The organism is Nonomuraea sp. NPDC049709 (assembly GCF_040674815.1).
Taxonomy (GTDB): domain Bacteria; phylum Actinomycetota; class Actinomycetes; order Streptosporangiales; family Streptosporangiaceae; genus Nonomuraea.
This window is the reverse complement of the sequence record NZ_JBFANM010000012.1, coordinates 158,872-178,586: the sequence shown is the minus strand read 5'-3', so window position 1 is coordinate 178,586 and position 19,715 is coordinate 158,872. Positions and strand designations below refer to the sequence as shown.

General features: G+C 71.9%; 19 protein-coding genes. 8 read left to right on the top strand and 11 right to left on the bottom strand.

Translation table 11 applies throughout. The annotated features are described in order from the left end of the window. Positions 1-11 precede the first annotated feature (11 nt). Genes AB0J69_RS14695 through AB0J69_RS14685 form a run of 3 tightly spaced genes read left to right on the top strand, consistent with a single transcriptional unit; the run spans position 12 to position 4,511 of the window. On the top strand, positions 12-668 hold the full coding sequence (locus AB0J69_RS14695; RefSeq protein WP_364117044.1) for a response regulator transcription factor: 657 nt from the start codon (positions 12-14) through the stop codon (positions 666-668). 10 nt (positions 669-678) lie between these two features. Next, entirely contained in the window at positions 679-2,556 is a 1,878-nt protein-coding gene (locus tag AB0J69_RS14690) for an ABC transporter (protein WP_364116981.1), read from the top strand. Then, positions 2,553-4,511: a YfjP family GTPase gene (locus AB0J69_RS14685; protein WP_364116979.1), complete on the top strand. Its 1,959-nt coding sequence runs from the start codon at positions 2,553-2,555 to the stop codon at positions 4,509-4,511. Before AB0J69_RS14690 ends, AB0J69_RS14685 begins: the two co-directional genes overlap by 4 nt. An 18-nt stretch (positions 4,512-4,529) precedes the next feature. Here the strand turns inward: AB0J69_RS14685 and AB0J69_RS14680 are convergent, their stop codons facing one another. From AB0J69_RS14680 to tdh, 4 genes are read right to left on the bottom strand one after another with little or no spacing between them, the layout of a single operon-like run. Continuing rightward, positions 4,530-5,711: an MFS transporter gene (locus tag AB0J69_RS14680; protein WP_364116977.1), complete on the bottom strand. Its 1,182-nt coding sequence runs from the start codon at positions 5,709-5,711 to the stop codon at positions 4,530-4,532. A 9-nt stretch (positions 5,712-5,720) separates the two neighbouring features. Further along, complete coding sequence (locus AB0J69_RS14675; protein WP_364116975.1) at positions 5,721-6,638, bottom strand: LysR family transcriptional regulator; 918 nt, start codon at positions 6,636-6,638, stop codon at positions 5,721-5,723. Positions 6,639-6,651: 13 nt separating this feature from the next. Continuing rightward, positions 6,652-7,821 (bottom strand): glycine C-acetyltransferase, encoded by a 1,170-nt coding sequence (locus tag AB0J69_RS14670; RefSeq protein WP_364116973.1) that lies wholly within the window; start codon positions 7,819-7,821, stop codon positions 6,652-6,654. Then, on the bottom strand, positions 7,821-8,921 hold the full coding sequence (gene tdh, locus AB0J69_RS14665; RefSeq protein WP_364116971.1) for an L-threonine 3-dehydrogenase: 1,101 nt from the start codon (positions 8,919-8,921) through the stop codon (positions 7,821-7,823). Before tdh ends, AB0J69_RS14670 begins: the two co-directional genes overlap by 1 nt. Before the next feature lie 142 nt (positions 8,922-9,063). On the opposite strand from tdh, the gene AB0J69_RS14660 reads away from it, so the two are divergent. The 4 genes from AB0J69_RS14660 to AB0J69_RS14645 all read left to right on the top strand — a co-directional run bounded on the left by AB0J69_RS14660 (position 9,064) and on the right by AB0J69_RS14645 (position 12,331). Beyond that, entirely contained in the window at positions 9,064-10,257 is a 1,194-nt protein-coding gene (locus tag AB0J69_RS14660; protein WP_364116969.1) for a Gfo/Idh/MocA family oxidoreductase, read from the top strand. A gap of 12 nt (positions 10,258-10,269) precedes the next feature. Then, complete coding sequence (locus AB0J69_RS14655; RefSeq protein ID WP_364116967.1) at positions 10,270-10,857, top strand: RNA polymerase sigma factor; 588 nt, start codon at positions 10,270-10,272, stop codon at positions 10,855-10,857. Continuing rightward, positions 10,854-11,435 carry a hypothetical protein gene (locus AB0J69_RS14650; protein WP_364116966.1) on the top strand — a complete coding sequence of 194 codons (582 nt, stop codon included), beginning with the start codon at positions 10,854-10,856 and terminating at the stop codon, positions 11,433-11,435. The genes AB0J69_RS14655 and AB0J69_RS14650 overlap by 4 nt, the downstream gene beginning before the upstream one ends. A 602-nt stretch (positions 11,436-12,037) precedes the next feature. Next, complete coding sequence (locus AB0J69_RS14645) at positions 12,038-12,331, top strand: hypothetical protein (RefSeq protein WP_364116964.1); 294 nt, start codon at positions 12,038-12,040, stop codon at positions 12,329-12,331. A 90-nt stretch (positions 12,332-12,421) separates the two neighbouring features. On the opposite strand, the gene AB0J69_RS14640 is transcribed toward AB0J69_RS14645, so the two are convergent. The 7 genes from AB0J69_RS14640 to AB0J69_RS14610 all read right to left on the bottom strand — a co-directional run bounded on the left by AB0J69_RS14640 (position 12,422) and on the right by AB0J69_RS14610 (position 19,011). Then, positions 12,422-13,498 carry an SPFH domain-containing protein gene (locus AB0J69_RS14640; protein WP_364116962.1) on the bottom strand — a complete coding sequence of 359 codons (1,077 nt, stop codon included), beginning with the start codon at positions 13,496-13,498 and terminating at the stop codon, positions 12,422-12,424. 3 nt (positions 13,499-13,501) lie between these two features. Beyond that, complete coding sequence (locus AB0J69_RS14635; protein ID WP_364116960.1) at positions 13,502-13,933, bottom strand: NfeD family protein; 432 nt, start codon at positions 13,931-13,933, stop codon at positions 13,502-13,504. A gap of 72 nt (positions 13,934-14,005) precedes the next feature. Beyond that, positions 14,006-15,193, bottom strand: a complete 1,188-nt coding sequence (locus tag AB0J69_RS14630) for an Ig-like domain-containing protein (RefSeq protein ID WP_364116958.1) — start codon at positions 15,191-15,193, stop codon at positions 14,006-14,008. Between the two features lie 73 nt (positions 15,194-15,266). After that, a complete protein-coding gene (fahA, locus tag AB0J69_RS14625; RefSeq protein WP_364116956.1) occupies positions 15,267-16,370 on the bottom strand; it encodes a fumarylacetoacetase in 1,104 nt (367 codons plus the stop codon). Then, complete coding sequence (locus AB0J69_RS14620; RefSeq protein ID WP_364116954.1) at positions 16,367-17,149, bottom strand: hypothetical protein; 783 nt, start codon at positions 17,147-17,149, stop codon at positions 16,367-16,369. Before AB0J69_RS14620 ends, fahA begins: the two co-directional genes overlap by 4 nt. Continuing rightward, complete coding sequence (locus AB0J69_RS14615) at positions 17,131-18,300, bottom strand: homogentisate 1,2-dioxygenase domain-containing protein (protein WP_364116952.1); 1,170 nt, start codon at positions 18,298-18,300, stop codon at positions 17,131-17,133. Before AB0J69_RS14615 ends, AB0J69_RS14620 begins: the two co-directional genes overlap by 19 nt. A gap of 81 nt (positions 18,301-18,381) precedes the next feature. After that, a complete protein-coding gene (locus tag AB0J69_RS14610) occupies positions 18,382-19,011 on the bottom strand; it encodes a helix-turn-helix domain-containing protein (RefSeq protein ID WP_364116950.1) in 630 nt (209 codons plus the stop codon). Positions 19,012-19,130: 119 nt separating this feature from the next. Between AB0J69_RS14610 and AB0J69_RS14605 the strand changes: the two genes are divergently transcribed. After that, on the top strand, positions 19,131-19,700 hold the full coding sequence (locus AB0J69_RS14605) for a hypothetical protein (protein ID WP_364116948.1): 570 nt from the start codon (positions 19,131-19,133) through the stop codon (positions 19,698-19,700). Positions 19,701-19,715: the final 15 nt, after the last annotated feature.

Sequence of the window (19,715 nt, the reverse complement as noted above, 5' to 3'; positions counted from 1 at the left end):
AGGCGCTGATCATGGTGGTGGACGACGAGCCCAGCATCAGGGATCTGCTGTCCGCCAGCCTGCGCTTCTCCGGGTTCGAGGTGCTGACCGCCCAAGACGGCGAGGAGGCCGTCGAGGTGGCCGTGCGCACCTCGCCCGACCTGGTGGTGCTCGACGTGATGCTGCCCGACCTGGACGGGTTCGAGGTGGCCAGGCGGATCGACGCGCCCGTGCTGTTCCTGACCGCCCGCGACGCCACCGAGGACAAGATCGCCGGGTTGCGGGTGGGGGACGACTACGTGACCAAGCCGTTCAGCCTGGAGGAGGTACAGGCCAGGATCAGGGCGGTGCTGCGGCGTACGCGGGGGGAGAGCGCGCCCGCCAGCAAGCTGAAGGTGGCCGACCTGGAGCTGGACGAGGACGCGCGCGAGGTGTGGCGCGGCGGCCGTCAGGTACGCCTGTCGCCGACCGAGTTCAAGCTGCTGCACTACTTCATGGTCAACGCCGGGCGCGTGGTGTCGAAGGCGCAGATCCTCGACCACGTGTGGAACTACGACTTCGGCGGCGACGCGGGGGTGGTGGAGTCGTACGTGTCGTACCTCCGGCGCAAGGTGGACGACGTCGAGCCGCGGCTCATTCACACGCTGCGCAGCGTCGGTTACGTGCTGAGGGAGCCACCGGCCGGTTAGTTTGGGTCTTATGGACCTGCTGGGCGCGCTGGAGTCGCTTCGGCGGCCGCTGGATCGGGAGCTCTTCCCCCTGGCCGTCGGCGAGGCGGCGGCCGACCGGCGCGCGCTGCGCGAGCTGACCGGGCAGCTCGACGACTACCTGCTGCCCAGGTTGCGCGCCATCGACGCGCCGCTGCTCGCCGTCGTGGGCGGCTCGACCGGGGCGGGCAAGTCCACGCTGGTCAACTCGCTGGTCGGGGCCGACGTGGCCGAGCCGGGCGTGCTGCGGCCCACCACGCTGGTGCCCACGCTCGTGGTCAGCCCGGCCGACCGGCCCTGGTTCATGGGCCAGAACGTGCTGCCCGGCCTGTCCCGCGCCACCGGCGGCGGTCCCGGCGCGCTGCGCGTGGTGACCTCGCCGGCGCTGGGCGCGGGGCTGGCGCTGCTCGACGCTCCTGACATCGACTCCGTGGTGACCGCCAACCGGGAGCTCGCCGCGCAGCTCCTGGCCGCCGCCGACCTGTGGCTGTTCGTCACGACCGCCGCCCGCTACGCCGACGAGGTGCCGTGGAGCTTCCTGCGCTCCGCCCGCGAACGCAGCACCGCGCTGGCCGTCGTGCTCGACCGCGCGCCCGCCGAGGCCGTCGAGCCCGTCTCGCGCGACCTCGCCCGCCTGCTCACCGAGAACGGTCTTGACGGCACCCGGCTGTTCACCGTCCCCGAGGCCGCGCTCCCCGACGAGAAGGCCCGGCTGCCCGCCTCCTACGTCGCGCCCATCTCCGCCTGGCTCACGGGGCTGGCCGCCGACGCCACCGAGAGGTCGCGGGTCGTCCGCCAGACGCTGTCCGGGGCCCTCGACAGCCTGGCCACCCGGGTGCCGTCGCTCGCCGCGGCCATCGAGCGCCAGCAGGCCGCCTTCGACGGGCTGCGCTCCATCGTGTCGGGCGCGTACGCGGGCGGCATGGCCGACTTCGACGAGGGCATGCGTGACGGGTCGCTGCTTCGCGGTGAGGTGCTGGCCCGCTGGCAGGACTTCATCGGCACCGGTGACCTCATGCGCTCCCTGGAGAGCCGGGTGGGGTGGTTGCGCGACCGCGTCGTCGGCTTCTTCACCGGGCGGGTGCCGGAGGTGCAGCTCAGGGACGCCCTGGAGAGCGGCGTGGAGGCGCTGATCAGGGGCGCCGCCGACGGGGCGGCCGAGCGGGCCCTGGAGGGCTGGTCGGCCGCGCCAGGGGGTCCCGGGCTGCTCGAACGGCTCGGCGCCGTCGAGTCCGCCCGTCTCGGCCGGGCCTCGCCCGACCTCGGCAAGCGGGCCGAGGCGGCGGTGCGGGGGTGGCAGGAGTACGTGCTGGACCTGGTGCGGGAGGAAGGGGCCGAGCGGCGTACGACGGCCAGGGTGGCCTCGTTCGGGGTGAACGGGGCCGGGCTGCTGCTCATGCTGGCCGTCTTCGCCTCGACCGGCGGGCTGACGGGGATCGAGGTGGGGATCGCGGGCGGGACGAGCGTGTTGTCGCAGAAGTTGCTGGAGGCGGTGTTCGGGGACCAGGCGGTACGGTCGCTGACCGTACGGGCCAGGGAGGACCTGCGCGAGCGGGTGCGCGGGCTGCTGGCGGAGGAGTCCGGGCGGTTCACGGCCCGGCTGGAGACGGTGGAGCCGCCCAGGGGCACGGCGGACGCCCTGCGCGCGGCGGCCCGGCAGATCCGCGACCACCGCGCCGAACTGCCCCCTGCGACGGCGGATGGGCCGCCCGGCGCGAGGACGGCCGAGCTGCCTGTGCCCGGGACGGAGGCGCGGACGGCGGAACTGCCTGTGCCCGGGACAGCGGAGCCGCCTGTGCCCGGGACGGAGCCGCGGACGGCGGAGCCGCCACCCGGGACCGGCGACGACGCCGCGGAGGAGAGGCCGTGAAGCTGCTGCGCCGCAAGGAGGGCCCGTCCCTCGACTCCCGGCTGGCCGCCCTGCTGGAGGCGGCCACCCTGGGCGAGGGACGGCTGTCGGAGCGGGCGGTCGCCGGCGCCCGTACGGTCGCCGAACGCGCCGGGACCCGCCGCGACCTGTCCATCGACCACACCGTGGCCGCGCTGGCCGGCGCCACGGGCAGCGGCAAGTCCTCCCTCTACAACGCGCTCGCCGGCGAGGACCTGGCGGCCGTCGGCGTCACCAGGCCCACGACCTCGACCGCCCAGGCGGCCCTGTGGGACGGCGAGGGCGCGGGCGCGCTGCTGGACTGGCTGGACATCCCCCGCCGCCACTCCGCCCCCGCGACCCCGGAGCTGGCCGGGCTCGTCCTTCTCGACCTGCCCGACCACGACTCCATCCGGCTGTCTCACCGCCTGGAGGTGGATCGCCTGGTGGAACAGGTCGATCTGCTGGTGTGGGTGGTGGATCCGCAGAAGTACGCCGACGCGGCGCTGCACGAGCGCTACCTGCGCCCGCTGGCCGGGCACCGGGACGTGATGGTGGTGGTGCTCAACCAGGTGGACCGCCTGCCCGCCCAGGCCGTGGACCGCTGCCTGCGCGACCTGCGCCGCCTGCTGGACGACGACGGCCTGGCCGGGGTGCCCGTCCTCGCGGTGTCGGCCCGTACGGGGCAGGGGCTGGGGGAGCTCCGCTCGCTGCTCGGGGAGCGCGTCTCGGAACGCCGGTCCTGGTCCGCCCGCCTCGCCGCCGACCTCACCTCCGCCGCCGACCACCTGGCCACGGCCGGTCCCGCCACGACGCTGGAGGCGAGCGCTCTTCGGGGGACGGTGGAGGGCGATTCCGCGTCGTTGCCGCCCGCAGGATCGCCGGAGGATGCTCGTCCCGCGCCGGCGCTTCCGGCCGGGTCGCCGGAGGAGCCCGGCCTCCCGGTGGGTGGCCGGGAGGCGGATCGGACGGGAGTAGGCGTCCTGGCGGCCGGGCGCGAGACGTCCGCCCGCGAAGACGCGGCCGGGCGTGAGGTGTCCGGTCCTTCGGCCGGGGAGGTGCCCGACGTCGGTGCGGCGGCCGGGCGGGATGGGGCCAAGCGGATGGCCGGGGCCGGGCGGGCGCTCACCGGGGCGCTCTGTGGGGCGGCCGGGGTGCCGCTGGTCGTGGAGGCCGTGGCCAAGGGGCACCGGCACCGGGCCGTGGTCGCCACCGGCTGGCCGGTCACCAGGTGGGTCCGGCGGTTCCGGCCCGATCCCCTGCGCAGGCTGCGCATCGACGGCGCGTCCCGCCGATCCGGCAGGGAGGTCGCCGGCACGGCTCGGCGGTCCGGCGGGGAGATCGGGAGCGCGTCCCGGCGGTCCGGCGGGGAGATCGTCGGTCGTACTTCCGTGCCGGCGGCGTCGGCCGTGCAGCGGGCGCAGGTCGAGACCGCGATCAGGGACGTCGGCGAGGTGGCCGCGAGCGGGCTGCCCGGGCCGTGGGCGGCGGCGGTGCGGCAGGCGGCCAGGTCGCGCGCCCGTGAGCTGGCGGACGCGGTGGACCGGACGGTGGCCACGACGTCCGCCGGCGCCACGAGGCGGCCCAGGTGGTGGCGGGTGGTGAACGTCCTGCAGTGGCTGGTGTTCGCGGCCATGCTGGCCGGCGTCCTGTGGCTCGGGGTGCTGTTCGCGATGGACTATCTGCGGCTGCCCCAGCCGCCGCTCCCGACCGTCGGCGTGGTGCCGTGGCCGACGACGTTGCTGGCGGGGGGCGCGCTGGCCGGGGTGCTGATCGCGTTGTTGTCGAGGCTGGCGGCCTGGGCGGGCGGGCGGCGCCGGGCCCGGCGTACGGCCAGGGCCCTGCGTACGGCCATCGGCCAGGTCGGCAAGGAGATGGTGTTGGAGCCCGTGGAGGCGGAGCTGGACACGTACGCCCGGTTCGCCGAAGCCCTCGACCTGGCCCGCGCCCGCACCTGACCCGCGGGCAAGGCCGGGTCAGGCCGGGGCGCGGCGGAGCAGCGAGGTGGCCAGCAGCGCGCCCAGCAGGGCCAGCGCGGCGGCCGACAGGAAGGGGGCCGAGGGGCCGAAGCGTTCCGCGACGACCCCGGCTCCCGCCGCTCCCGCCGCCCCGCCCATCCCGATGGCCGTGGAGACCCACCCGAACGCCTCTCCCTGCGCGGCCGGCGCGTACTCGTCCACCAGCAGCGACCCGGTGGTCAGCGCCGGATTGAGCACCAGCCCCCCGGCGAACAGCGCCGCCCAGAACAGCGGCAGCGCGCCGATCAGGACGAGCGGCGCCAGCGCGACCCCGAGCGCCAGCATCAGCCCCACGAGCCGCACCTGGACGGCCGATCCCCAGGAACGGGCGCCGTAGGCGGCGGCCCCCGCGATCCCGCCCAGCGACAGCGCCGCCACGAGCAGCCCGGTGGCGGCGGGCACGTCGCGGGCGACGGCCAGCGCGGGCAGGCCCACCTCCAGCGTCCCGATGACGCCGCCGAGCAGCAGCACCACGGCCAGCAGCACGAACATGCGGCGATCGGCGAAGACCCGCCCCGGCTCCCGCCCGGGCGGCGCGGAGCCTACCCGCAGCGCCCGGGAGAAGGCCAGCGTCCCGGCCCCGGCCGCCGCGGCGACCACGCCCAGCGCCAGCGAGGTCGAGGCCACCGCGATCAGCAGCCCGAACACCAGCGGCCCGACGAGCATGGCCAGCTCCTGGACCAGGTACACCAGGCTGTAGGCGGCGGTACGGCCCTCGCCGGCCATCCTGCGGCCCCACTCGATCCGCATGCTGACGGAGATCGGCGGCAGCCCGGCGCCCGACACCCAGGCCAGCACCAGCATGGGCCACCACGGCCACCCGGCCAGGGCGCATCCGATCAGGCCCAGCAGCGCCGCCACGTGGATCAGCGCCGTGACCGCCAGCACCACTCGGGGCCCGCGCCGGTCCATGATGCGCCCCTGCACCGGCCGGCCCATGCCCGCCCCGACGGAGAACGCCGCCGCCGTCACCCCCGCCAGGGCCAGCGAGCCGGTCGCCTTCTGCACCACGAGCACCATCCCGACGGGCGCCACCTGCTGCGTCAGCTGCGCCAGGAAACCGAGCACCCCCTGCGCCGCGACCCCCGGCAGGCCGAACAACCGGCGATACGGTACGCCACCCGGCCCGCTGTCTCCCATGGCCGCACGCTACCCCTGGAGATCAGCGCTCGTTCCGAGGGACTCCGCCGCCGCGCGCAGGGCGGACAGCAGCGGGCGCAGGAGGGGATGGGCGTCGGAGCCCCGGCGTACGGCGGCGAAGACCCGGCGTTCCGGACCCGGCGTATGGCGTACGGCGACCCCGGGCAGCACCATGTCCCGCAGCGCCAGCCGCGGCACCAGGGCCACCCCCGCGCCCGCCCCGACCAGGGCCACCACGGCGCGGAAGTCGTCGGAGCAGTGCACGAGGTTCGGCGTGAAGCCCGCCTGCTGGCACGCGAACGCGATCACGTCGTGCACCGGGTTGCCGGGATACGGCCCGATCCAGGTCTCGGAGGCCAGCGACACCAGCGTGGCCGATCCGGCCAGCGGGTGGTCGTGGGGGAGCACGAGGTCGAACGGCTCGGCGTACAGCGGGCGGCGGGAGATCCGGCGGTCGGCGGCGTCGGGCGCGCCGCGGTATTCGACCGTGACGGCCAGGTCCGCCTCCGCGTCCAGCAGCATGGCCAGGCTGTGGTCGCCCTCGGCGTCGCGCACGCGTACGCGCAGGCCGGGGGCGGTGGTGCGGAGGGCGGCGATGGCGGGGGAGAGCACGGCGCTGATCGCGGTGGCGAAGCAGGCGACGGTGACCTCGCCGGCCTCGCCCGTGGTGTACGCGGCCACGTCGGCCTCGGCCCGTTCGAGCTGGGCGAGCACCTCGTTGGCGTGGCCGAGCATGATCTTGCCGACCGCGGTGAGGTGGACGCCGCGCCCGTCACGGTTGAACAGGCGGTGGCCCACCTCGTGCTCCAGCGCGACGAGCTGCTGGGACACGGCGGAGGGCGTGAGGTGCAGCGCGGCCGCCGCGGCGGTGACCGTGCCGTGGTCGGCCACCGCGCGCAACGTACGCAGCCGCCGCGTGTCTATCACGCGTGCAGGATACTCAGCCCCTGGCCTCGATGAACGCCCGCACCGCGCGGTCCACGTCGTCCTGCGAGTGGGCGGCGGAGAGCTGCACCCGGATCCTGGCCTGGCCGTGCGGCACCACCGGGTAGGAGAAGCCGATCACGTAGATGCCCAGGTCGAGCAGGCGCTCGGCCATGGCGCCGGCCTCGGCGGCGTCGCCGATCATCACGGGCACGATCGGGTGGTCGCCCGGCAGGATGTCGAACCCGGCCCGGGTCATCTCGCTCCGGAAGCGCGCGGTGTTGGCGCGCAGCCGCTCGCGGGCCTCGCTGGAGGTCTCCAGCAGGTCGAGGATGCGCAGCGACGCCGAGGCGATGACGGGGGCGAGGGAGTTGGAGAACAGGTAGGGGCGCGAGCGCTGGCGCAGCAGCTCGCAGATCTCCTTGCGGGCCGAGACGTAGCCGCCGCTGGCCCCGCCGAGCGCCTTGCCCAGCGTGCCGGTGATGATGTCGATCCGGTCGGTGACGCCGTGCAGCTCCGGCGTGCCGCGGCCGGTGGGGCCGACGAAGCCGACGGCGTGGGAGTCGTCGACCATGACCATGGCGTCGTACTGCTCGGCCAGGTCGCAGATCTCCCGCAACGGCGCGAGATATCCGTCCATGGAGAACACACCGTCGGTGACGATCAGCCGGCGCCGGGCCTCCGATGCCTCCTTCAGCCTGGCCTCCAGCTCCGACATGTCGCGATTGGCGTAGCGGAAGCGCTGGGCCTTGGAGAGCCGGATGCCGTCGATGATGCTGGCGTGGTTGAGCGCGTCGGAGATCACCGCGTCCTGGGCGTCGAGCAGGGTCTCGAACACGCCGCCGTTGGCGTCGAAGCAGGAGCTGTAGAGGACGGTGTCCTCCATGCCCAGGAAGTCCGACAGGCGGGCTTCGAGCTCCTTGTGCACCTCCTGGGTGCCGCAGATGAACCGTACGGAGGCCATGCCGAACCCCCACCGGTCCAGCGCCTGCTTGGCCGCCTCGACCACCGCGGGCTCGTCGGCCAGGCCCAGGTAGTTGTTGGCGCAGAAGTTCAGCACCTCGCGACCGGCCACGCTGACCTGGGAGCTCTGCGGGGTGGAGATCACGCGTTCGGGCTTGTGCAGCCCGGCCTCGGTGATCTCGTCGAGCGTCGTACGCAGTTGCTGGCGCACGTTCGTGAACATCAAGCGCTCCTGTCTGTGGTCGCGGCCGCTTCGGCCTCTTTCGGCTCGTCCCTCGCTCTCTCCGGCCGAGCTCCTCCGCTCCAGTCCAAGATGACCTTGCCCGTCCGGCCGCTCGCGGCCGTGTCGAAGGCGGCGTCGAAGTCCTGGTACGAGAACCGGTCGGTGATGACGGGGGACAGGTCGAGGCCCTTTTCCAGCAGGACGGACATGTTGTACCAGGTCTCGTACATCTCCCGGCCGTAAACGCCCTTGATGGTGATCATGGACGTCACGACGGTGGACCAGTCGACGGCGAACTCCTCGGCGGGCAGCCCCAGCATGGCGATCTTCCCGCCGTGGGTCATGCTCGCGATCATGTCGCGCATGGCCGTCGGGTTGCCGGACATCTCCAGCCCGACGTCGAAGCCCTCACGCAGGTGGAGCTGGCGCATGCCCTCGGCGATGGAGGAGCGGGAGACGTTGAGGGCGAGGGAGACGCCGAGCTTGCCGGCCAGGTCGAGCCGCTCGTCGCTGACGTCGGTGATCATCACGTTGCGCGCGCCGACGTGCGTGGCCACGGCCGCCGCCATCAGGCCGATCGGGCCCGCGCCGGTGATCAGCACGTCCTCGCCGACGAGGGGGAAGGACAGCGCGGTGTGCACGGCGTTGCCGAACGGGTCGAAGATGGCCGCCACGTCGGGGTGGACGGGCACGCGGTGCACCCAGACGTTCGAGGCGGGCAGGGTCACGTACTCGGCGAACGCGCCGTCCCTGTTCACCCCGAGCCCGACCGTGTTGCGGCACAGGTGCCGGCGGCCCGCCATGCAGTTGCGGCACTTGCCGCACACGATGTGACCCTCGCCGCTGACGAGGTCGCCGACGGAGATGTCCTCGACGCCCGGCGCCACCTCGACCACGTGCCCGGAGAACTCGTGCCCGACGATGAGCGGGAGCTCCAGGGTGTGCCGCGCCCAGTCATCAAATTTCCGGATATGCAGGTCTGTGCCGCAGATGCCGGTCCGCAGGACCCGGATCTTCACCTCACCCGGTCCCAACGCCGGCTCCGGCACGTCCACCAGCCACAGGCCAGGCTCGGCCCTCTCCTTGACCAGCGCTTTCATCCCCGTACCTTTCGCCGTCTACGAACCTAACGCACTGTGCCCGCTGCACTCGGGACGTGTCCATCGAAGGATTCTTAAGTGCCCCCTCAGACCTGCTTCACGCGACCTTGTTGAATGGATCGAGAGCTCAGAAAGGACACCAGTGGAAGATCTGCGCATCGGAGTCATCGGCCTCGGCCTGCGTACCAGCCTCGCCCGGGCCGCGCACCGGCCCGGCAGGGGCTCGGTCGTGGCCGCGCTGTGCGACTCCGACCCGGCCGTGCTCAAAAGGCAGGCCGGCACGTTCGAGGCGGAGTTCCTGACCGAGGACTACCGCGAACTGCTCGGCCGGGACGACCTCGACGCGATCGTGGTGAACACGCCCGACGACACGCACGAGCGCCTCGCGATCGACTGCCTCCGGGCCGGCAAGGCCGTCTACCTGGAGAAGCCGATGGCCATCACCGTGGAGGGCTGCGACAACATCCTGCGCGCCGCCCGCGAGAGCGGGACCCGGCTGTACGTGGGGCACAACATGCGGCACATGGGCGTGGTACGCCTGATGCGCGACATCATCGGCAAGGGTGTCATCGGCGAGCCGAAGACCGTCTGGGTGCGCCACTTCGTGTCCTACGGCGGCGACTACTACTTCAAGGACTGGCACGCCGACCGCACCCGCACCACCGGCCTGCTCCTGCAGAAGGCGGCCCACGACCTCGACGTGATCCACTGGCTCGCCGGCGGCTACACGACCAGGGTGAACGCCCTCGGCGACCTGATGCTCCACGGCGACCTGCCGCGCCGGGCCCCCGGCACGCCGCGGCCCGAGGGCTGGCTGCAGGAGTACGAGTGGCCGCCCACGTCGCGCACGAACCTGCACCACGTCGTGGACGTCGAGGACGTCTCGGTCATGAACATGCGCCTGGACAACGGCGTCATCGCCGCCTACCAGCAGTGCCACTTCTCGCCCGACTACGTGCGCAACTACACCGTGATCGGCACCGAGGGGCGGCTGGAGAACTTCGGCGACGGGCCGGGGGACACGGTCAAGGTCTGGAACACCGGGCCCAGCGGTTACCGGGACGACTGCGACATCGCGTACAAGGTGCCCGCGGCGCAGGGCTCCCACGGGGGCGCGGACGTGGAGATCGTGACGGAGTTCCTCAGGTTCGTCAGGGAAGGCGGGGCGACCGACACCTCGCCGGTGGCGGCGCGGATGAGCGTGGCGGCCGGGTACATGGCGACGATGTCGCTGCGGGACGGCGGGATGCCGTACGACGTGCCGGGGCTGGACGCCGGGCTGGCGGCGTACTTCGACAACGGGCAGGTGGAACCCGGAGGCGCGGCCGGACAGTAACCAGATGTGGATATGTCGATACGCGCCCGCATACGCGACGGGGACCAGGCGGCCTTCGGGCAGCTCTTCGACGAGTGCTCGAAGGCCGTCTACAACCACGCCTTCCGGCTGACCGGCAACTGGTCCACCGCCGAGGACGTGATGGCGCTGACGTTCCTGGAGGCGTGGCGGTTACGTACGAAGATCGACCCCGAGGGCGGCTCGCTGAGGCCCTGGCTGCTCGGCATCGCGACCAACGTGCACCGCAACGTGCGCCGCGCCGCCCGTCGGCACGACGACGCCCTGGCCCGGCTGCCCAGGGGCGAGCGGGTGCCGGACTTCGCCGACGAGGTCGTGGGCCGCATCGACGACGCCGACCGGCTGGCCGCCGTCCGCCGGGCGTACGACCGGCTGCGCCGGCAGGAGCAGGACGTCTTCGCGCTGTGCGTGTGGGCCGGCCTCGACTACGCCCAGGCGGCCGAGGCGCTCGGCATCCCGGTGGGCACGGTCCGGTCCCGGCTGTCACGGGCCCGCAGGAAACTCGCCGGCGCCGGGGAACCACCTCCGCAGCGGCGACAGGTAGTAGGTGACCGAGGCCCCTCGAAGGAGGAGATCCGATGAACCGGACGACTGAGCGCGATCTTCCCGTGGGCCGTCACCGGCTGCTCAAGGAGTTCGTCATGACCGAGATCGACCGGGCGCCCGCCGGACGCCGCCGCCCGCGCCCCGCCGTGCTGGCGCCCGCCCTGGGGCTGGCGGCCGCCGCCGCGCTGGCCGTACCGCTGCTGTTCGGCGGCACTCCCGCGTACGCGGTGACCAAGGGGGCCGACGGGCTGATCCACATCACCATCAACGAGGCCAGGAACCCGGAGAGCCTGCAGGAGGAGCTGCGGGGGATGGGGGCGAACGTGGTCGTGGACTACATCCCGATGGGCAAGAAGTGCAGCCCCCAGCCCCGCGCCGCCCGCTTCCTCACCACCGACGAGGCCGAACTGTCCGTCTGGCCGGCCCCGGAGGGCGGCGAACCGGGCTTCACCATCGACCCGAGCGTGATCGGGCCGGGGCAGACGGGGGTGCTGGAGTTCAGCGTGGGCGAGAACAACGGCGGGGTGATCGCCGGCATCTGGGCCCGGGTGGGCGAGGGGCCGATCGCCGACTGCGTGCTCGTGGACACCACGGAGGCGCCGCTGTCGCACTGACGCCCCCCGAAGGGCCTGTCGCCCGTCGCGCGAGAGTCGTGCGGCGGGCTTCTTTTGCCTTGGTGGAGGCTCCAGGGGTGGAAAAGCCGTTCTAACCATGTAACACTGTTGCAAGGTTAGTACACGGTCGGTCGAGGAAGACATCAGCACAACGAGATCAACGCGGTCTTCAAGCGGATTCGCAAGATCGATTCGTTGAACGTAGTAGTGGAAAGGCACAGCGGCCACTGCTGGGGGTGGATCGAATGTGCCTGCGGTTCCGCGCGATACAAGATCTGGTGCACGCCGCGAAACCCGGGCAACCACGCGAATGACATTCTCCGGTGGGTCGAGGAGCACACTCAGTGCGGCGCTAGCGAGGAGGAGTCATGCCAACCTGGAACTTCCGTGTGGTTCTCAATCGCGAGCCTACCGACGCGGAAACGGACGCTCTGTATGAAGCAGGGCTGGACGACTGCGCGATAGCAGGCGGTCCGGACGGCAGCGTGCACCTCAGATGCGATCGTGCGGCGGCCAGCCTGCTGGACGCCGTCGCCTCTGTGCTCACCGATCTCCGTAGGGTCGAGGGCCTCTGGGCAGTCGGCGTCGGCCAAGGGGACGGGGTGACGCTGGGGGACGCGGCGCGGCGGCACGGTGGGCGTACGCAGGCGAGCCTGCGCCAGCTCGCCGCCGGGCAGCGCGGTCCCGGGGGTTTCCCTGAGCCCGTCATGGAGGCCGACAACATCAGCATCTACTCCTGGGCCGAGATCTCCGACTGGCTCCGCACCAGGATGGGCGATGACATCCCGCCCGTGAACCGGGACATCGCGCTCGCCGACGCGGCCGTCAAGCTGGCCTGCCGGGCCAGGGCCGCGCACCAGGAGACCCGGATCCGGCACCTGATCGACGTCGCCTGACCCCTGACGGCCATTCCTCGGCATTGTCTTCCCTCGACTCCGCAACATCAGGGGCGCCCGCCACACGGCGGGCGCCCCTGGTGCGGTCTGTCAGCGATCGGCTTCCGTCGGCTTCCGGTCCAGGTCGGGGAACGGGGACGGCTCCTGGGCGGCCTGGGTGAGCTGCCGGGGGCCGTTCGGGCTCTCCGCCTCCTGGGCGTCGGCCACCGCCTCGGCCGCCGCCTCCGAAGCCTTGGCGACCTCCTCGTCCGCCGCCGACGTCTCCGGCAGCTCCTCCCGGGTCGCCGCCGAGCGGGGCAGGGCCTCCGTGAACGCCTTCGAGACGCCCTGCAGCGCCGAGGTGACCTCGCTGGGGATGACCCAGAACGTGTTGCCCTCGCCCTGCGCGAGCTGCGGCAGGACCTGCAGGTACTGGTAGGCCAGCAGCTTCGGGTCCGGGTCGTTGCGGTGGACCGCCTGGAAGACCTGGTCGATGGCCCGCGACTGGCCCTCGGCCTCCAGGATGGCGGCCGCGCGCTGGCCCTCCGCGCGCAGGATGCTGCTTTGCTTGTCACCCTCGGCCGTGAGGATCTGCGACTGTCGCTGGCCCTCGGCGTTGAGGATGGCGGCGCGCTTGTCGCGCTCGGCCCGCATCTGCTTCTCCATCGCGTCCTTGATGGTCTTCGGCGGGTCGATGGCCTTGACCTCGACGCGGTTGACGCGCAGGCCCCACTTGCCCGTGGCCTCGTCGAGGACGCCGCGCAGCTGGCTGTTGACGGTGTCGCGGGAGGTCAGGGTCTTCTCCAGGTCCATGGAGCCGACGACGTTGCGCAGCGTGGTGACCGTGAGCTGCTCGACGCCCGTGATGTAGTTGGCGATCTCGTACGCCGCCGCCCGCGGGTCGGTGACCTGGAAATACAGGACGGTGTCGATCTCGACGACCAGGTTGTCCTCGGTGATGACGGGCTGGGGGCGGAAGGAGACGACCTGTTCCCGGAGGTCGATCATGGGGTAGACGCGGTCGATGTACGGGATGACGAAGTTGAGACCGGGCTTGAGCGTGCGGTGGTAACGGCCGAGGCGCTCGACGTTGCGGGCGCGGGCCTGCGGGACGATCCGCACGGCCTTGAGCAGGGTCATCACCGCGAAGAGTATGACGAAGAGTCCGACCAGCAACAGCGGGTCCATGGGTCACTCCCGGGGATATACGAGGGCTGTGGCGCCCTCGATCTCGATGATGTCGACGGTCGCCCCCGTGGGGATCACCAGGGTCTCGTCGTAGGCGCGCGCCGACCACTCCTCGCCACCGATGCGTACGCGACCGTCACGGCCCGTCACTTCGGCGACGACGTAGGCGGGCTTTCCGACGAGTGCTTCCACGCCGAACCGCTGCAGCGGTGGCTGCTTGATATGGCGCATGGCGATCGGCCTGAGCACCAGCAGGCCGGCCGCGGAGGAGGCTGCGAAGAACAGTAACTGCAGGGGAACGGGCAATCCGAGGGCCGCGGTCGCGGCGGTCAGCAGCGCCGCCACCCCGAGGAGACCGAGCGAAGCCGTGAGCGTGAATATCTCGGCCACGCCCAGAACGACTGCGAGGATTACCCAGATGATCCATTCATCCATGTCGGCCCTCCTGTATGGGACAACGGGCCTGAGGTCGTAAGTGGTTCCCCTTCCTCTACCGTAGTACCGATATCAGCGGTTCGGCACCCCGCCGCGTGCGGTGTCGGATTCGCTCAGGGCGCTTCCCTGGCGCCATTTCTCCCACGAGAGTTGCCAGAAACCCCATCCGTTGTCCCATTCGAGCGGGCGGCTGGTGCCGGTGATCGTGACGGGGTCGCCGCGCAGGGAGGACTCGTAGAACCAGGCCGCCTGATCGGGCCGGGAATTGATGCAGCCGTGGCTGACATTGGCCCGGCCCTGCGCCCACACGTTGTCCTTGGCGTGCACGTATTCCCCGCTGTTGGAAATGCGCACGGCGTGGTCGATCATCATGTCGTAAAAGCCGGGTTCGCCTTCCTCGCGGCCCGGGGAAATCATCCGGACCGGATTTCCCTTGTCCATGGTCAGGTGGACGCCACTGGTCGTGGTGTATTCGCGGGTGGTGGCGTTGCCGGCGCTGATGGCCATGCGCTGGACGACCGCCCCGTCGCGCCGGACGACCATCTGATGCGTCCGGGTGTCGATCGTGCTGGTCTGCTCGCGGCCGACGGTGAAGGAGAAGGTCGAGTCGGTGCCGCCGAACAGGCCCTCGCCCGCGCGTACGCCCGCCAGATGGGCGGTGACCGTGACCGTCTGCCGGGGCGTCCAGAACCGCCGGGTGCGGTAGACCACCTGCGTGTCGCTGGTCCAGCGCCAGGCCCCCTCGACCGGCGTCCGCGAGGTGACCTCGAGCGTCCGCTCGACGGCCGCCTTCTCCTCCACGGGAGCGTCGAAGTCGATGACGATCGGCATGCCGGTGCCGACCGTCTCGCCGGGCAGCGGCGAGGTGGCGGCCACCTGGAGCGTGTTCGTGGCGGCGCGGGTGTGGATGCGGCCCATGGCCACCGTGGCCGGCGCGCCCTCGCGGGAGGCGGTGGCGGTCACCGTGTATTCGGTGGCGGGCTTGAGCGTCCAGTCGGTGCGCCACGTCGTACGCGAGTCGTCGAGCCGGCCGGGCACCGGCTCGCCGTCCTGGTAGACCAGCACCTGCGTGAGCGTGCCGCCGTGCGCCTTGATCACCAGCCCCCGGTCGGGCCGGGCCCGCTTGGTGTCGAACGGCGGCCAGACCTGCACGACCGGCGGCGGCGACGTGGGCTCGGTCGGGCCGGAACCGCAGCCGCAGACCAAACAGACCAGGCAGACCAGGAGGAAGGCGACACAGAACATCGCGGCACGACGCATGCGACTCCTGCTTTCCGAGGGAAGGGGAGACCCCAGGGTAGCGGTGAGTCAACACGCAAGCACGTCGAGTTACCTATCCGACAGTTCCGGAAACCTCCCCCAATGTCAGGCCGGCTGCGGTCGCGCGGATGGTGACCGTGTCGCCGTCCTGGAGGAACGCGCGGGTCTCCCCGCCCGCCAGCTTGATCGGGTCGGTCCCGTTCCACGTCAGCTCGATGAGCGAGCCGCGCTCGCCCCGCTCCGGGCCGGAGATCGTGCCGCTGGCGAACAGGTCACCGGTGCGCAGCGAGGCCCCGTTCACCGTCATGTGCGCGAGCATCTGGTCCGGCGTCCAGTACATGGCCGAGTACGGAGGCCGCGACACCACCTCCCCGTTGAGCAGCACCTCCAGCGAGATGTCCAGCCCCCAGTCGGCCTTCCGGCGCAGGTAGGCGGGCGGCTCGGGATCCTGGGCGCGGCCGGGGATCCTGGGCAGCGCCTCCAGCGGGGTGATCCAGGGGGAGATCGACGTGGCGAACGACTTGGCCAGGAACGGCCCCAGCGGCACGTACTCCCACGACTGGATGTCGCGCGCGCTCCAGTCGTTGACCAGCGTCACCCCGAACACGTGATCCTCGAACGCCCCGGCCGGCGAGCCCATCGCGGTCGGCACGCCCACCACGAACCCCAGCTCCGCCTCGATGTCGAGCTTCTGGCACGGGCCGAACTTCCCCGGCCCGAGCTGCCCCTGCGGGCGCGTGACCGGGGTGCCCGACACCACGACCGTGCCGGACCTGCCGTGGTAGCCGACGGGCAGGTGCCGCCAGTTCGGCTGCAGCGGCTCGGAGCCGGGGCGGAAGATCTTGCCGATGTTGCTCGCGTGGTCGAGCGAGCAGTAGAAGTCGACGTAGTCGGCCACCTCGAACGGCATGTGCAGGCGCACGTGGTCCAGCGGGATCAGGTGCCGCTCGGTGACGGAGACGTCGCCGGTGAGCTTGTTCCGGATCAGCGTCCTGGTGTCGTGCCAGGCCGTGCGGCCCCTGGCCATGAACGGGTTGAGCGAGGGGGCCGCGAAGACCTCGTCGTGCAGCGCGGGGGCCAGGTCGAGCACCTTGTCGCCGTACCGGACGCCGACCCTGGGTTGTTCCCCGGGACAGGAGAAGACGCCGTACGGCAGGTTGTCCACCCCGAAGCTCACGAAGCCTCCTCGATCAGTCCGAGCGTGCGCAGGTCGTCAAGGGGCGTGGCGGTGCTGCACGAGCCGTAGCTCACCAGCAGCCGCCGCGCCTGCTCGGCCGTGTCGTCCGGCACGGCGCCCGCCAGCCGTACGAGGTGGCCGACGTCGGTGGTGCGCAGCACCGGCACCGGATCGCGCCCCTCCACGGCCTCGCAGACGGCCAGCAGCAGGTTGAGGAAGCCGTGCCGGTCCACGCCGAGCGAGGGGTCGAAGTGGCGTACGGCGTGGTGCAGCCCGGCCGTGGCCTTGAACGGGATGTCGTTCTCGGCGCAGGACCTGATGAACTGCCCGAGATGCTCGGCCGGCGGGAACAGGTCGGCCGAGGAGCCGCCGCAGCGGATCTTCAGGCCGCAGTTCTCGGGCACGTCCAAGGAGATCTTGCGCGGCACCACCTCGGCGAAGAGCCGCACCCCGTCGGGCAGGCGCAGTCGGTCGGCCAGCGTCTGGACGGACGTGTCGGGCGGCAGCCGCATCTCGACGTAGTCCACGGGGAGGTCGCCGAAGTCGGGCAGCTCGGAGGTGTCGGCGATCAGCCCGATCCGGCGCGGCCGGTAGTCCATGCCGCGCAGCCGGTCGAGCCGGCTGGCCGGGCACAGGAAGCGGTGCGTGAGCACCGGGCTGCCGTGCTCCAGGTCCCGCTGGTTGCGGGCCAGGGCCTCGTCCATGTGCAGGGACGTCGGCGGGAACAGGCCCGCGTCGTCGATCAGTGCGCTGTAGAGCCTCATCGTGCCCAGGTCCATGCGTAGCCGGGATCCTCGCAGGACAGGGCGCCCTGGCCGAGGTCGAGCGGGCGGAACGTGTCCACCATGACGGCCATCTCGCTCGTCACCGTGACGCCGCGCGAGACCGCGTCGATCACCGCCTCCACCGCCCCAGGCTGCGGCCCGTGCGTGAAGCCGGCCGGATGCAGCGAGATCGACCCGACGTCGATGCCGGATCCCTTGCGCGCGGAGTAGTCGCCGCCCACGTAGAACATGAACTCGTCGGAGTCCACGTTGTGGTGGTTGTACGGGATCGGGATGGCCTCCGGGTGATAGTCCAGCGGCCGGGGACAGAACGAGCACACCACGAACCCCGGCCCCTCGAACGTCTGGTGCACCGGCGGCGGCGCGTGCGTCTTCTTCACGATCGGCTCGAAGTCGTTGATGTTGAACGCGTACGGATAGAGGTAGCCGTCCCAGCCCACGACGTCGAACGGGTGGTTGCGGTAGACGAGCCGGGTCAGCCCGCCGCGCGTGCGTACGAGCACCGGCACCTCCTCGCCCTCCACGACGTGCGGCTCGGCGGGGGCGCGCAGGTCGCGCTCGCAGTAGGGCGCGTGCTCCAGGAACTGCCCGTACTGTGACAGGTAGCGCTTGGGCGGCCTGATGTGCCCGGACGCCTCGATGGCCAGCACGTTCACCGGCCCGTCGGGCACCCAGCGGTGGATGGTGCCGGTCGGGATGACGACGTAGTCGCCCTCGCCGGCCTCGATCACGCCGTAGGTGGACTCGAAGCGGACGCGCCCGCTCTGCACGTAGACGCACTCGTCGCCCATGGAGTTGCGGTAGAGCTCGCTCGGCCGGTCGCTGGTGGCGTACGACAACCGGACGTCGGCGTTGCCCGCCAGGGAGATGCGGCCCGTGATCAGGTCGCCGGCGCTCGCCAGCTCCTGGGTGCGGAAGTGGCGCGGCGAGAGCGGCAGGTTGGGCTCCAGGCGGGTCTCGACCGATGGGGTGACGGCCTCCGCCTTGAGGATCGCCGTCGGCAGGTGGCGGTGGTAGAGCAGCGAGGAGTCGGACGAGAAGCCCTCCTCGCCCATCAGCTCCTCCGCGTAGAGACCGCCGTCCGGCCGCCTGAACTGCACGTGCCGCTTGCGCGGCACCTCTCCCACGACCCGGTAGTACGGCATCCCGGCCCCTCCATGCATGTCCGATTATCGGACGGAAGTGTCCTCTATATGTGATTACCGTCTGCCATCGGCCGGGAGATGTCAACCCAGCGCGGCCGCCAGCTCGGCGGCCGCGGCCACCACGCGTGGCCCGGTGGCCTCTCCCAGCGGCCCGAACGTCACCACTCCGACCGACGCCTCCAGCCATGGCAGCCCGGTAACCGGCGCGGCGACGCCGCGGGCTCCCTCCTGCAACTGCCCCTCCGTGATGAAGTAGTCATGCCGTCCCTCGCGCAGCGCCAGGATCGCCCGCCCCGCCGCGCCTTTGGCCAGCGGATGGCGCGAGCCCTCGCGGTAGGCCACGTGCATGTCGGTCCAGGACGGCTCCACCACCGCCACCGCCAGCCCGTCGTCGCCCTCGGCCACGGTCAGGTGCGCGGTCGCGCCGACCTGCTCGGCCAGCCGCCGCAGCGTGGGCACCGCCGCCGCGCGCAGCAGCGGTTGCACGGCCTGGGCCAGCGCCAGCACCCCGAACCCGAGGTGCACCCGGCCCTCGGCGTCCCGGCGGACGAAACCCTCGCTCATCAGCGTCGTCAGCAGCCGGTACACCACGGGCCGGCTCAGCGACAGCTCCGTGCTCAGCTCGGTCGGCGTGCGCCCGCCCTTGCCGTCGGCGAGCAGTCTCAGCAGGCGGAGCCCGCGTTCCAGGGTCTGAGCGGATTCAGCGGCCATGCGATCGATTATCTAGTGACGCTGCGCGGTTACGGGGGTACGTATCGACATAGAAGAGCCGGGGGGTAATCATGCGGCAAAGGTGGGTTCTCCTGCTTGCCGGGCTGGCCATGTGTGCCTTGTCGCCTGCCCTGCCCTCGCTCACCACGCCCATGGCCAGCGAGACCCCGCTCACCCCGACCGGCCGCAACGTGGTCGAGGACACCTTCTACGTCACCGAGGGCATCGAGGTGAACCAGCGGCTGCTGCCCACCGCGAAGGGCGTGGCCTTCCGCCCCGCCTACCTCGCCGTCGGCATCAAGGTCGACCAGAGCGGCCGCCTGTACGGCAGGCCGCAGCGCTCCGGTACCTACGTCGCCCGCGTCCAGGTCTGCGCCGGCCCGGCGTGCCGGACACAGCAGCTCACGCTCGTGGTGCTGGCCAACGTGCCGTGGGAGCCGCGCGAGCTGACCTTCCCCGGCCGGGCGGGCGCGGCGCTGGACGGCGAGATCGGCATCAACGGCGGCCCCCCGGGCGTGGTGCCCACCTTCACCGTCACCGACCTCGACAAGGTGCCCGACGGCGTGAGCATCGGCCCCGACGGCCACGTGGGCGGCGTCCCGGCCGCACCGGGCATCTCCGAGGTGCCGGTGCGGATCTGCGTGGCGGGCAACTGCGCCGGAGTCGTCGTACGTCTGATCATCGTGTGACTCGCTCTTGCGGCG

Bases quoted from the DNA above. Each gene is read 5' to 3' on its own strand.
- AB0J69_RS14695 (WP_364117044.1), top strand. From the start codon at position 12: ATGGTGGTGGACGACGAGCCCAGCATCAGGGATCTGCTGTCCGCCAGC.
- AB0J69_RS14690 (WP_364116981.1), top strand. From the start codon at position 679: ATGGACCTGCTGGGCGCGCTGGAGTCGCTTCGGCGGCCGCTGGATCGG.
- AB0J69_RS14680 (WP_364116977.1), bottom strand. From the start codon at position 5,711: ATGGGAGACAGCGGGCCGGGTGGCGTACCGTATCGCCGGTTGTTCGGC.
- AB0J69_RS14670 (WP_364116973.1), bottom strand. From the start codon at position 7,821: ATGTTCACGAACGTGCGCCAGCAACTGCGTACGACGCTCGACGAGATC.
- tdh (WP_364116971.1), bottom strand. From the start codon at position 8,921: ATGAAAGCGCTGGTCAAGGAGAGGGCCGAGCCTGGCCTGTGGCTGGTG.
- AB0J69_RS14655 (WP_364116967.1), top strand. From the start codon at position 10,270: ATGTCGATACGCGCCCGCATACGCGACGGGGACCAGGCGGCCTTCGGG.
- AB0J69_RS14650 (WP_364116966.1), top strand. From the start codon at position 10,854: ATGAACCGGACGACTGAGCGCGATCTTCCCGTGGGCCGTCACCGGCTG.
- AB0J69_RS14640 (WP_364116962.1), bottom strand. From the start codon at position 13,498: ATGGACCCGCTGTTGCTGGTCGGACTCTTCGTCATACTCTTCGCGGTG.
- AB0J69_RS14635 (WP_364116960.1), bottom strand. From the start codon at position 13,933: ATGGATGAATGGATCATCTGGGTAATCCTCGCAGTCGTTCTGGGCGTG.
- AB0J69_RS14630 (WP_364116958.1), bottom strand. From the start codon at position 15,193: ATGCGTCGTGCCGCGATGTTCTGTGTCGCCTTCCTCCTGGTCTGCCTG.
- AB0J69_RS14620 (WP_364116954.1), bottom strand. From the start codon at position 17,149: ATGGACCTGGGCACGATGAGGCTCTACAGCGCACTGATCGACGACGCG.
- AB0J69_RS14615 (WP_364116952.1), bottom strand. From the start codon at position 18,300: ATGCCGTACTACCGGGTCGTGGGAGAGGTGCCGCGCAAGCGGCACGTG.
- AB0J69_RS14610 (WP_364116950.1), bottom strand. From the start codon at position 19,011: ATGGCCGCTGAATCCGCTCAGACCCTGGAACGCGGGCTCCGCCTGCTG.